This is a genomic window from Halomonas sp. I1, from assembly GCF_032334135.1.
Taxonomy (GTDB): Bacteria; Pseudomonadota; Gammaproteobacteria; order Pseudomonadales; family Halomonadaceae; genus Halomonas.
In genome coordinates this window covers 211,780-223,259 of the sequence record NZ_JAVXUS010000003.1, presented here as the reverse complement: position 1 = coordinate 223,259, position 11,480 = coordinate 211,780, and the positions used below count along the sequence as shown (strand labels likewise).

Sequence of the window (11,480 nt, the reverse complement as noted above, 5' to 3'; positions counted from 1 at the left end):
TGTCCCGGAAGGGGCATCCCCATGATCTATTGTGTAAGAGCAATGCTGCGACCAACCCAAACTTCGAGGAGTCGACATGAGCATCAAGAAGAACGGAAGCGCCGTCTGGCAGGGCGGCCTCAAGGATGGCAAGGGCACGGTATCCACTCAGAGTGGCGTGCTCGATGAGGTGTCCTACAGTTTCGCCAAACGGTTCGAAGGCGAGGGCGGCTCCAATCCCGAGGAATTGATCGGGGCCGCGCATGCCAGCTGTTATTCGATGGCGCTGTCGATGATCCTCGGCGAGGCCGGCTATACTCCGGAGCGTATCGCTACCCAGGCAACGGTCTCCCTGGAAGAGGATTCGAGCGGTTTTGGCATCAACAAGATTCATCTGGAGACCCGTGCCAGCGTCCCCGGTGCCGATGAGGTGGCCTTCGAAGACGCCGCCAACAAGGCCAAGGAAGGGTGCCCGGTATCCAAGCTGTTTAATGCCGAGATCAGCCTGGACGCCAAACTGGAAGGCTGACGCCGATAATGACGTAGCACCGTCTTGTTCGAGAGGCCGCCCGACCGGGCGGCCTCTCGACGTTCTGGGCGGCTTCAGGCCCTGCGGGCGGCGTTCACCAGGGCACGGATCAGGCGTTGCTGGGGGCGGTTGAAGATCAGCCACTCGGGGTGCCACTGCACGCCGATCAGGAAGTCGTGGTGACGGGATTCGATGCCCTGCACCAGGCCGTCGCGGTCCCGGGCGACGATCTCGATACCCTCGCCGGCTCGCTGCACCGCCTGGTGGTGCAGGCTGTTGATGCGGCACCAGGTGACCTTGAGGATCCGGTTGAGCTGGCTGTCGCCGACGATGTCCACGGTCTTGCGGGGCAGCACGGTGCGTCGTGGCTTCAATCCCTCGTGGGTCGTGTAGATATCGGGGTCCAGGGTGCCGCCCAGGTGCACATTGATCAGCTGGGCGCCGCGACAGATGCCGAGCACTGGAATGCCGCCGGGAATGAAGCGTTCGAGCAGCCGTAGCTCGAGCTCATCGCGTTCCGGGTCGACACGTACATCGAGGTGCATCTCGGCGCCGTAGAGGTGGGCCTGTATATCGTCGCCGCCGCCGATGATCAGCCCGTCAAGGTGGGCCGGGACGGGGCGTGCGGGCGAGAGTCGCAGCGGTCGCCCCCCGTGCCGTCGGACGGCGAACCAGTCGAACCACCAGGCGATACGACTCTTGTGATCCGAGGTCGTGATACCGATCAGGGGACGCTCGGCCATCAGTGACGCCACTTCCGGCGCAGAGCGTTCCAGCATCGGCGTGGCCAGCCGGGACGGTGGCGTGCGAGATACTGGGCGCCGCGTTCGGCCAGGGTGTCGGGGGCGGCGGCCAGCACTTCGACTTCCAGCCAACGGTTCCACTCCAGGCTGGCCCCCCAGTCGGCCTCGGAGAGCTGGGCGTTGGGCAAACGGTAGTGATAGGTCGGGCGCGGCTGGACCAGGTGGTCGCTCAGCAGCTCGTGGGGATGTTCCGGGTCCAGATAGGCAAAAAGGGGCAACAGGTCGAGTTCCCGATTGCGGGTCGGGTTGTGCTCCAGGTAATCGTCGATCAGGGTCCGCAGATCCGGCCGGTAGTCCGGGTCCAGCACCTTGAGTGCGTAAGCCCGCGAGAAGGGATTGGCATGGGGCAGGACTTCCCGGGTGATGTCCACCTGGATCTGTTCGCGCAGCCAACGTGCCGTGAGTAGATAGGCGCGCAGACAAGCCAGGATATCGTCCGTCTCGAGGCTGGGCGCCTCGGGGTTGAGATGCAGGCCGAAACCGTAGAGCAGGCTGGCATCGGTCCCCTTGGCACCATGTTGCCGCAGGGCATCGAACAGGGCATCGAGGTCGCCGAGCTCGTTCCAGGGCACCGGGGGGCAGACGATCTCGGTAGGGACCAGGCCGGTGACCATGTCCCCGATCAGTTCACGAGTGCGGGCATGCATGTCCTGACGCATGCGGTCCCACTCGCTGTCCTGGTAGGCCTCGGCATCGAGCCGTCCGTGTTCGGGGTGAGCATACTGGGTGTCCAGCTCGATGCCGAAGTCGCCCCAGCGGGCATTCTTGACCTTGAGGCGATGGGCGCTGATCACGTCCAGCTCGCCGCCGAACAGGGACTGCACCAGAGCGGCCGTTTCCCTCGGCGGCAGCCCGGCGAACTCGATTTCGACGCCGACCCGCCGAGCCTGGCCGTCGTCGTTATCGGGGGTGGGTGGCGGTTGCGGCGTCATGACGGCATCCTGTTGTCAGATTTCGGCAGCCTAACACACTGGCAGAGCATCTTTATGTCAGGATATGCCGTTAGGGAAACACTGCTTAAATGCCTGCGCATGCAAATCGCTGCGTTGCGCGGTGCTCGAAAGCTCGCCTAACTACACGTTATGTCTCGCTTTCTGTGCTCCGTGCGCCTTGCGTGACCCACATGGATGTGGGAAATGCGATGGCCCGTCGGGAACGGGCCTAGCCTTCACTATGCTCGGCGATTTATTCAGCGTTTCCTTATACCGTGACTCTCTGGATGGAGACCCGACGTTGCTCATCGCGCACCGTGTTTCGATGGCCCTGCGAGGCCTCTTGATGCTGCTCTTGTTGGCGCTGCCATTGCTGGCGGCGGCACAGCCTTCGCCGCTGTCGAGCCTGGCGAGTGCCAAGCAATCGGAAGGCACCGACCCTCAGGAGCTGCAGGCGTCGCTGGATCAGGTCATTTCCACCCTGGAAGATGATGCCAAGCGGCAGGAGTTGCTGAAAAGCCTGGAGGCACTGCGTCAGGCCAATCAACCGGTCGCCGACCAGAATGGCATCACCTCTCAGCAGGGCTTGCTGGGTGCGCTCGCCGATACCTTCAACCAGTTGGGAGAACAGGCCGAAGCGGGCCAGTCTCCCGTGGATGGCTGGCGCCTTCAATTGAGCGAAGGCTGGCGGGACCTGACCGAGCTGGTGGTCCAGACCGGCAATGCCGAACTGGTGCGCTTCATCATCGAGTTGACCGTGCTGGTGGCGATATGGACCGGCCTGCTGGTGATCTTCATCGCCCTCGGCCGAATGCTGGCCAGGCGCCGTGACTGGCCGCTGGACCTGCCGCGCGAGCCCAGGGCGCACTTGATGGTGATCCATTTCCTGCGGCGCATGTTGCCCTGGGCGCTGGCCTTCGCCCTGACGATGGGCATTGCGCAACTGGTGCCGAGCAGTGCCGGACGTACGGGGGCTCTGGTGATTGCCTATGTCGCCTTGTGCGGGCGGACCCTGTCGGTCGTGGTGGAGACGGTCATCTCGGTGTTCACTCGTGGACATCGGTTCGTTGCCGTGCGCATTCTTCAGCATCAGAGCCTGCGGCCGTTGTTCATGATCGGCGCCTTGATTGCCCTGGGCGATGCCCTCAACTCATCGCGGCTCACCGAGCTCATCGGTTTCGACCTGGCCAGCCTTTGCTCGGTGTTGGCCAATACCTTGGCGGCCGTATTGAGCGGTCGCTTCATCCTGCGCTTCAAGCGTCCCATCAAGCACCTGATCCGCAATCGCCCCTATTCCCAGCGGCGCGAGAAGGGGGGGACGTCGGAAGTGGTCCGCGTGGTCGGAGGCCTCTGGCATGTCCCGGCGCTGCTGCTGGTGGGCGGCTCCCTGATGGCGATCTTCGTTACCGGTGGTGATGTCGGCACGGCGCTGGCACGTTCGATCATTTCCGCCGCCTTGCTGGTACTGACGCTGGTCGTGGCGGGGTTGCTGCGGCGACATGCCGAAAAGCGCTCGACGCGTCGCCGCCAGAGCGAGTATCGGCGTCGATTGGAGCGCTTCGGGTATGCGCTGGCTCATGTCCTGGCCTGGTTTGCCTTCGCCGAGCTCTCGCTGCAGGTGTGGGGTGCCTCCTTGATCGGCATCGGCAGTCAGGGGGTGGCCAGCGTGCGCATCGGCCAGGCACTGCTGGGCATTGGCTTCACCATCCTGCTGGCCTGGCTGGTGTGGATCTTCGCCGATACGGCCATTCAGCGTGCCCTGGTGTCGTCGGCCCGTTCCCGTGGGCGTCGGGTCAATCAGGCGCGCGCCCAGACCATCACGCCGATGATCCGCAATGTCATCTTCGCCACTATCGTGATCATTGCGGCGATCGTCGGGCTGGCCAATCTGGGCGTCAATGTCACGCCGCTGCTGGCGGGTGCCGGTGTGATCGGCCTGGCCATCGGCTTCGGTGCCCAGACCTTGGTGCAGGACTTGATCACCGGCATCTTCATCCTCATCGAGGACTCCCTGGCGGTGGATGACTTCGTCAAGATCAACGGCCACATGGGCACCGTCGAGGGCCTGACCCTGCGCACCGTGAGGCTGCGTGACCTGGATGGCATCGTGCACATCATCACCTTCAGTCGTATCGACTCGATCCATAACATGTCGCGTCAGTTCGGCATCGCCCTGATGAAGATCAGGATTCCCTACGACATGAAAATCGACGATGCCATCACCCTGATGCACGAAACTGCCAGGGCACTGCGGCAGGATCCGATGATGCGCCACCACATCTGGTCGCCGCTGGAAATGCAGGGAATTCATGCCTTCGAGGATGGCTGTCCGATCCTGCGCATGCGCTTTCGTACGGCGCCCGAGATGCAGTGGGACGTAGCCCGGGCCTTCAACCTGCTGCTCAAGCAGCGCATGGAAGAGCAGCAGGTCGACCTCGGCGTGCCGCGCCTCAGCGTCAGCATGGAAGGGCGCGGCGGTGGTCGGCTCGATGGCAGCAGCGAGCGGGGCGACGAACGGGACGCAGCGGGTCGCGATGCCGGCGAAGCGGGTGTCGCCGATCCCCATCACCAGACCAGTGCCAGCGGCGGCTCCCCCGACCCCGGTACTTGACCCTTGGCGCCGCCCGGGGGCCACCTCCCGCTCTCCTGTTTCCCCAACGCGCGCCCGAGCCCGGTGGCCCGGGCGCTTTTCCGCCGCTTTGCTCCTTGCGTTCCGTTTCCTCGCCGTCCCGGCAAGGCGTTCCCCCGTCCGACCACGCCAGGCCCTGCGGCTGCGGGACGTGAAATTCGACGATGGTTGCAATAAGTAAACGTTTACGTTTTGGAGGTAAACGTTTACTTTGACGCCATGTCGCCGATATAGGCGGCGTTTTCATCGCCCGCCAGGGCAATGTTTAGGGCATTGCCAAGAGGAGCCAATCCATGACGATCAAGGTCACGGTCTGGGGAGAGAACGTCCACGAGCAGACCAACGAGGTGGTAGCGCGCATCTATCCCGAGGGCATGCACGCCTGCATTGCCGCGGGGCTCAACGAGGACCCGCAGATCGAGGCGCGCGCCGTCACGCTGCAGGACCCCGAGCAGGGACTACCCGAGGCGCTGCTCGACGATACCGACGTGCTGCTGTGGTGGGGCCATGCGGCCCATGGTGACGTGCGCGACGAGATCGTCGACCGTGTCCAGGCCCGGGTGCTGCAGGGCATGGGCCTGTTGGTGCTGCACTCCGCCCATTACGCCAAGATCTTCAAGCGTCTGATGGGTACGACCTGCTCGCTGAAGTGGCGCGAGGCGGGCGAGCGCGAGCGGCTGTGGGTGGTCAATCCCGGCCATCCCATCGTCCAGGGCCTGGGCGACTACCTCGAGCTGCCGCACAGCGAGATGTACGGCGAGCCCTTCGCGGTGCCCAACCCCGACGAGGTGATCTTCATCAGCGCCTTCGAGGGCGGTGAGGTGTTCCGCTCCGGCCTCACCTACAAGCGCGGTAACGGCAAGATCTTCTACTTCGGCCCCGGCCACGAGACCTATCCGATCTACTACGACGACCAGGTGCGCCGGGTGCTCAAGAATGGCGTCAAGTGGGCGTGTCCGGAAGGGTCGCGGTGGATCGACCGCTGCCCCAACGTACCGCCCGAGCAGGCGCCGAACCCGGTCGAGGTCAAGGGCGAGGGGCTGCACAAGCCCGGCGAGGAGGGCTTCAAGTGATGCGACTGGCGATCATCGGTGCCGGCGGGATGGCCGGCCAGCACGCTCAGCGGTTTCAGGAGATCGCGGATGTCGAGGTAGTGGCGGTCTGCGACCTGGACGGTGACAAGGCCTGCGCCTTCGCCGAGGCCCACGGCATCCCCGAGGCTTATGCCGACCTGGCGACCATGCTGGCCCGCGACGACATCCAGGCGGTGAGCAACGCCACCCCGGACGGCGTGCACAAGGCGACGTCGCTGGCCGCCATCGCCGCTGGCAAGCACATCCTCTGCGAGAAGCCGCTGGCCACCAACGCCGCCGATGCCGAGGAAATGGCCGCGGCGGCCCGCGAGGCCGGGGTGATCAACATGGTCAACCTCAGCTATCGCGACGCCCCGGCGATCCAGCTGGCCCGCGAGCTGGTGGCCGAGGGCCGGCTGGGCCGGGTGATACACGTCGACGCCAGCTACCGCCAGAGCTGGCTGGTGAGCGACGCCTGGGGGCGCTGGGACCAGGACAGCCAGTGGCTGTGGCGGCTCTCCGAGGCCCACGGCAGCAAGGGCGTGCTGGGCGACGTGGGGGTGCATATCCTCGATTTCGCGAGCTTCCCGGTGGGCGACATCACCGCGGTGACCTGCCGGCTCAAGTGCTTCGACAAGGCCCCGGACAACCGCATCGGCGAGTACACCCTCGACGCCAACGACAGTGCTCTGATGCAAGTCGAGTTCGCCGGCGGCGCCCTGGGGAGCGTCCAGGCCACTCGCTGGGCCACGGGCCACCACAACTCGCTGACGCTCTCCGTGCACGGCGACCGCGGCGCGCTGCGCGTCGATCTCGACACGGCCCGGGACAAGGTGCAGGTGTGTCTCGGCGAGGACGTGCACCCCGCGCGTTGGACCGAACTCACGGCACCGCCCACGCCGAGCATCTACCGGCGCTTCGTCGATGGCGTCGAAAGCGGCGTCAACGACCAGCCCGACTTCGCCCGCGGCGCGGCCCTGCAACGGGTGCTGGATGCCTGCTTCGACGCCGACGCCCGGGGCGGTCGCCTGCATCTGGAGAGACCGGCCACCTGAGTCGCACCCTTTCGGCCAATCGGGCACAATTCAGTGTCGATAGCAGACGGTATCCGGCAGCAGATGGCGGCTGGCGCGAGGCCGGTCGCCCGGTGACGAGGCAGGCGATGAGCAGAGAACCGTCGAAGACGGCCAACATCCGGGAAATCGCGCGGCGGGCGGGGGTCTCCATCGCCTCGGTCAGCCGCGCGCTCAACGACAAGCCGGGCATCAGCGAGGCGTTGCGCGAGCGCATCCTCGCCATCAGCCGCGACGTCGAGTACCGCCCGAGCGCCGCCGCCCGTCAGTTGATCAGCGGCAAGGCCGCGGTGGTGGGCATCTCGCTGGGGCGCCGCGACTTTGAACTGCGGCCCTACTACATCCTGCTCTACCAACACCTGACTGTGGCGCTGCACCACCAGGGCATGGTGCCGATCTTCTTCGCCCACGACCGCACGGTGACCCTGCCCGACCAGGCCGGCGCCGCCATCCTGCTCGGCGAGTTCGCCGACGACCCGCGCCCCGAACTGATGACGTCGCGGGACCTGCCCTTCGTGCGCATCGGCCCGGCTGGAGAGGGCTTCTCGGTGGCACCGGAGGATCGCCACGGCATCTATCTGGCCACCCGCCACCTGATCGAGGGCGGGCGGCGGCACATCGCCTTCGTCGGCGACGACCTGCAGAGTCCCCACAGCCAGCATCGCCTGGGCGGCTATCGCCAGGCCCTCGACGAGGCCGGCCTCGAGGCCGCGCTGATCGACATCCCGCCCAACCTGGACCCGGCGCTGACCGGCTATCGCTGGCTAAGCCGGCGCCTCGAACACGAGCCCCGGGCCTACGACGGCCTGGTCTGCGAGACCGATGAGCTGGCCCGAGGCTGCCTGACGGCCCTGGAGGATCACGGCTTCAAGGTGCCCGGCGAGGTCGCGGTCACCGGCTTCGACGACCTGCCGACCCTGGCCGAGGGTCTGACCACGGTGCGCCAGGATATCGCCGGTATCGCCGCCATGAGTGTCGAACTGTTGGGCGAGGCGCTGGCGGGCAAGCCGCCACGCCATGTGTCGATGCCGGTGGAACTGGTGGTTCGCGAAACGGGCTGAACACCCATCTCTTGATGGCAGGAGGAAAACATCATGCGATCGTTGATCCAGACATTGCTGGCGCCGGTGGTCTGGGTAGCCGAGAAGCTCGGTACCCGCCGCGAGGCCTCGCGCAACGAGTCCGAGCAGGCCCGGGTCGACCAGGCCTGCGAGAGCCAGGCGCTCTATCAGTTCTGGAGTTGTCCCTACTGTGTGCGGGTGCGCCGCGAGATCACCCGTCTCGCCCTGACGATCGAGATTCGCGATATCCGGCTCGATCCCGAGCATCGTCGGGCGCTGCTGGAAGGCGGCGGCAAGGCGCAGGTGCCTTGCCTGCGCATCGAGCAGGGCAATGAAGTGAGCTGGTTATACGAATCCAGTGACATTGTCGATTATCTGCGTCGACGTTTCGGCGAGTAGGTCGGCTTGCACCTCGGAGCTTTCCGCCACCGATGTCTCCGCTCCTGGCCCAGGTCAGTGAAGCCCGCATCGAGCCTGATTTTCCGGGGAACCGCTGACGCGCCTCGGTTCAGCTCGATGAGGTCGCCTTTGCATCCTGTGGTCGGGGTGTCTCGACAGGTGGTGTGACCCCATGCTATGCATCCTGTGTGCTTGCTACTGCAGCAGGGTGCCCGTCATGGCCTTCCATAATCCGGATCCGAGAATCCGTGAAATCGAGCAGCACAATGCCCGGTTGCGCGCCGGTCTCTTTGCCAAGCTGTTCGGCGGTGCGTGGCGTGGATTTCGCAAGGCCGTGCCGTATCTTCGATCCCGGCGCCGCCAGCGTCAACGCCGCGGCTGACCGTCTGCTTTCCACATGCGCTCACGTAGGTACCAATGGCATAGCCGCTGCCGAGCGGGAGGTAGGCACGACCGACTGTCCGGCTGATTCCCTCCTTCCAGGCCCGGCCTCCCAGGCAAGCCGGATCAGATCTCACCGGTCCGTGCGGCAGTCCCGTTCTTGCGGTGGTTGGCCTTGAAGCGCGCCTTTTTCTGACGATTCCCGCACGTGTTCATGTCACACCATTTTCGGGTGCGGCTTTGGCTCGTGTCGAAGAAGGCGGCCTGGCAGGTCGGCGATGCGCACAAGGCCAGTTTTCCGTCTCGTTCGCCTGCGATGATGCTGATCGCATCGGCGGCGATGACGCTCAGAGCATCTTCTACGCAGGAATCCGCCCCAAGTCGCCATTGACGATTGCCCTCGGGTGTCAGGATAGCCGCGGCTCGACCCTGAATGCTGCAGTCATTGATGACCTGGATAGCAGACGCGGGGAGAGCGTCCTGGATCGCGGCCGCTGTTGCGGCGGCGTGAATGGATTCCCTCAATTTCCGGGCGAGTTCGAGTTGGGCTGTGGTGCATGAATCCACGGCCAGGCCGTTCACTGCCAGCCAGTCGACGAGTCGCTGCGGCGTGGGAATGCGCTCCACAGGGTTGCCATGACGCTCCGTCAGAGTCGCCGTGAAGCTGGTCGCCAGCACATTACCGAGACGGAAGTCAGGGAACTGATCTCGCATGGAATCACCTTGGCATGTCAACGGCAGCGTAAAGACCGATCAACGTGATCGAATTCTGCACCGCCGCGACATTAGCAGATTGCACGCGGACATCAAGACGTGATAGAACCGCCTTAGACGGTTCCATGAAGACCCGAACCGGTTTCGCGGTGGCCAGGAAGGAGGCCTCATGCTCACACCTTGGTGCGTCACCGCGGCAGCCCACACCGACGGAGGCATCTCATGAATCGATCAACCAGCGACGTGCAAGCATTCGAATCCCACGCCACTGATGCCGATCTCGACGATCTGCGCGCGCGATTGACCGCGGCAAGGCTACCGGAGGCCGAGACGGTCCATCACGCTGCGCCCGGCTCTCGCCGATGGGCACAGGGCGTTCCTCTCGCCGATCTCATCGATGTCGTGAACTACTGGCGCACCGAGTATGATTGGCGGTCGTTCGAGGCGCGTCTTGACCGTATCGGCCAGTTCCACACGGCCATTGATGGTCTCGGAATCCACTTCCTGCACCGCCGATCCGCACGCGCGGATGCCACTCCTTTGATCCTGACCCACGGCTGGCCAAGCAGCATTGCTGAGTTCACCGATGTCATAGACGAGCTCGCAGATCCGAAGGATGCGGACACGCCAGCGTTCCACGTCGTGGTTCCATCGCTACCGGGCTTTGGCTACAGCGACAAACCGGCCACTACCGGGTGGGGAACCGGAAAGATTGCGGCTGCATGGGTGGAACTGATGGAAAGGCTCGGCTATAGCAAGTTCGTCGCCCACGGCGGCGACTGGGGAGGAGTGATTACCACGGTTCTTGGTGGCAGGTTCCCGGAGCACGTGCTCGGCATCCACACAACGCTGGCGCAACCGCCCTCTGGGTTGACAACAGACGGGCTGACGGCGGCCGAGCGCGCATGGGCCGAGGAAACCCACCATTTCTGGCATCACCGCGGGGCGTACGCGAAGCAGCAAGCCACCCGACCGCAGACCATCGGCTACTCGCTCGTCGACTCACCTGTCGGCCTGCTTGCCTGGATTCTCGACAAGTTCGCTGAGTGGACAGATACTGAAGACAGTCCGTTCGAGACGATTTCCCGAGACCGGATTCTTGACGACGTCACTCTCTATTGGCTGACGCGGACCGGTGCATCGTCGGCCCGCATCTACTACGAAAGCCACGGCGGCGTTAACGCGTTCGACCCCGAGTTGCGAGTCGATGTCCCGTCGGCAATCAGTATCTATCCCTGCGACATCGAGAAGTGCCCGCGCGCTTGGGCACAAGAGCGCTACCGACAGATCGTCAGGTGGAGGTCGCCCGAAAGAGGGGGGCATTTCCCGTCATTGGAGATTCCCGAGTATTTCGTCAAGGACCTGCAGGAAGGCCTCGCAGCAGTGCTGGCCGCCAATCGGTAAACAGGGGCAGGACGCGGCCGTTGACCGCTTGACCCGCTCCGGTGGGAACTGAGCTTCGGCATTACATCAAGATTACCTCAATGTAGGCTCATGGCCGAGAGACGACGCTCGTAAGGCATCGGTGATGGCCTACTTTCACTTCTCCCGAAGGCGGAGTTCTGTTCCGCCAACGATTCCGTGCCATGGGACTGTTGACGGGACGTCATGAACGGAGTCTTACAGCAGCATGGCGATCCGGCCCGCTTGCGGGTCGCGGCGGTGCTCGTCCCGATGATGGATTTTGACCGGCAAGCGCGCTACGTTGGGGCAAACTGGGCCCGGAAGGTACTGGAATCATGGCCAATATCACTGCCCGAATGCGTCACAACAGATCCGTATGCGCGCGAGCTGCCGTCACAGGCCGCACACTGGCCAATACAATATCCTATAGAAGCTGTGTAGCAGCCTGATGGGCGGCTTAGTCCAACAGGCATTTATACGCCATGCTGCGCACAGCGAAGAAA

At 64.3% G+C, this 11,480-nt stretch carries 11 protein-coding genes; 8 read left to right on the top strand and 3 right to left on the bottom strand.

Annotated features, from left to right (window positions below; all coding sequences use genetic code 11):
- Nucleotides 1-76: 76 nt before the first annotated feature.
- Nucleotides 77-508: an OsmC family protein gene (locus tag RSO41_RS06605; RefSeq protein WP_315618288.1), complete on the top strand. Its 432-nt coding sequence runs from the start codon at nucleotides 77-79 to the stop codon at nucleotides 506-508.
- A gap of 74 nt (nucleotides 509-582) precedes the next feature.
- Here the strand turns inward: RSO41_RS06605 and RSO41_RS06600 are convergent, their stop codons facing one another.
- Complete coding sequence (locus tag RSO41_RS06600) at nucleotides 583-1,287, bottom strand: type 1 glutamine amidotransferase (protein WP_315618286.1); 705 nt, start codon at nucleotides 1,285-1,287, stop codon at nucleotides 583-585.
- Nucleotides 1,251-2,243, bottom strand: a complete 993-nt coding sequence (locus RSO41_RS06595; protein WP_315618285.1) for an amidoligase family protein — start codon at nucleotides 2,241-2,243, stop codon at nucleotides 1,251-1,253. The genes RSO41_RS06600 and RSO41_RS06595 overlap by 37 nt, the downstream gene beginning before the upstream one ends.
- Before the next feature lie 346 nt (nucleotides 2,244-2,589).
- Between RSO41_RS06595 and RSO41_RS06590 the strand changes: the two genes are divergently transcribed.
- From RSO41_RS06590 to RSO41_RS06565, 6 genes are all read left to right on the top strand, one after another.
- Nucleotides 2,590-4,854: a mechanosensitive ion channel family protein gene (locus RSO41_RS06590; RefSeq protein ID WP_315618284.1), complete on the top strand. Its 2,265-nt coding sequence runs from the start codon at nucleotides 2,590-2,592 to the stop codon at nucleotides 4,852-4,854.
- 311 nt (nucleotides 4,855-5,165) lie between these two features.
- Entirely contained in the window at nucleotides 5,166-5,945 is a 780-nt protein-coding gene (locus tag RSO41_RS06585; RefSeq protein ID WP_315618283.1) for a ThuA domain-containing protein, read from the top strand.
- Complete coding sequence (locus tag RSO41_RS06580) at nucleotides 5,945-7,000, top strand: Gfo/Idh/MocA family oxidoreductase (protein WP_315618282.1); 1,056 nt, start codon at nucleotides 5,945-5,947, stop codon at nucleotides 6,998-7,000. The genes RSO41_RS06585 and RSO41_RS06580 overlap by 1 nt, the downstream gene beginning before the upstream one ends.
- A 107-nt stretch (nucleotides 7,001-7,107) precedes the next feature.
- Nucleotides 7,108-8,079 carry a LacI family DNA-binding transcriptional regulator gene (locus RSO41_RS06575; RefSeq protein WP_315618281.1) on the top strand — a complete coding sequence of 324 codons (972 nt, stop codon included), beginning with the start codon at nucleotides 7,108-7,110 and terminating at the stop codon, nucleotides 8,077-8,079.
- Between the two features lie 33 nt (nucleotides 8,080-8,112).
- Nucleotides 8,113-8,478, top strand: coding sequence for a glutaredoxin family protein (locus RSO41_RS06570; RefSeq protein ID WP_315618280.1), 366 nt, complete (start codon nucleotides 8,113-8,115; stop codon nucleotides 8,476-8,478).
- Between the two features lie 217 nt (nucleotides 8,479-8,695).
- A complete protein-coding gene (locus RSO41_RS06565; RefSeq protein WP_315618279.1) occupies nucleotides 8,696-8,860 on the top strand; it encodes a hypothetical protein in 165 nt (54 codons plus the stop codon).
- Between the two features lie 125 nt (nucleotides 8,861-8,985).
- Here the strand turns inward: RSO41_RS06565 and RSO41_RS06560 are convergent, their stop codons facing one another.
- Complete coding sequence (locus RSO41_RS06560) at nucleotides 8,986-9,573, bottom strand: CGNR zinc finger domain-containing protein (RefSeq protein WP_315618278.1); 588 nt, start codon at nucleotides 9,571-9,573, stop codon at nucleotides 8,986-8,988.
- Nucleotides 9,574-9,795: 222 nt separating this feature from the next.
- Here RSO41_RS06560 and RSO41_RS06555 point away from each other — a divergent pair, with 222 nt between their 5' ends.
- A complete protein-coding gene (locus RSO41_RS06555) occupies nucleotides 9,796-10,977 on the top strand; it encodes an epoxide hydrolase family protein (protein ID WP_315618277.1) in 1,182 nt (393 codons plus the stop codon).
- Nucleotides 10,978-11,480 lie beyond the last annotated feature (503 nt).

Bases quoted from the DNA above. Each gene is read 5' to 3' on its own strand.
- RSO41_RS06605 (WP_315618288.1), top strand. From the start codon at position 77: ATGAGCATCAAGAAGAACGGAAGCGCCGTCTGGCAGGGCGGCCTCAAG.
- RSO41_RS06600 (WP_315618286.1), bottom strand. From the start codon at position 1,287: ATGCTGGAACGCTCTGCGCCGGAAGTGGCGTCACTGATGGCCGAGCGT.
- RSO41_RS06595 (WP_315618285.1), bottom strand. From the start codon at position 2,243: ATGACGCCGCAACCGCCACCCACCCCCGATAACGACGACGGCCAGGCT.
- RSO41_RS06590 (WP_315618284.1), top strand. From the start codon at position 2,590: ATGCTGCTCTTGTTGGCGCTGCCATTGCTGGCGGCGGCACAGCCTTCG.
- RSO41_RS06585 (WP_315618283.1), top strand. From the start codon at position 5,166: ATGACGATCAAGGTCACGGTCTGGGGAGAGAACGTCCACGAGCAGACC.
- RSO41_RS06580 (WP_315618282.1), top strand. From the start codon at position 5,945: ATGCGACTGGCGATCATCGGTGCCGGCGGGATGGCCGGCCAGCACGCT.
- RSO41_RS06575 (WP_315618281.1), top strand. From the start codon at position 7,108: ATGAGCAGAGAACCGTCGAAGACGGCCAACATCCGGGAAATCGCGCGG.
- RSO41_RS06570 (WP_315618280.1), top strand. From the start codon at position 8,113: ATGCGATCGTTGATCCAGACATTGCTGGCGCCGGTGGTCTGGGTAGCC.
- RSO41_RS06565 (WP_315618279.1), top strand. From the start codon at position 8,696: ATGGCCTTCCATAATCCGGATCCGAGAATCCGTGAAATCGAGCAGCAC.
- RSO41_RS06560 (WP_315618278.1), bottom strand. From the start codon at position 9,573: ATGCGAGATCAGTTCCCTGACTTCCGTCTCGGTAATGTGCTGGCGACC.
- RSO41_RS06555 (WP_315618277.1), top strand. From the start codon at position 9,796: ATGAATCGATCAACCAGCGACGTGCAAGCATTCGAATCCCACGCCACT.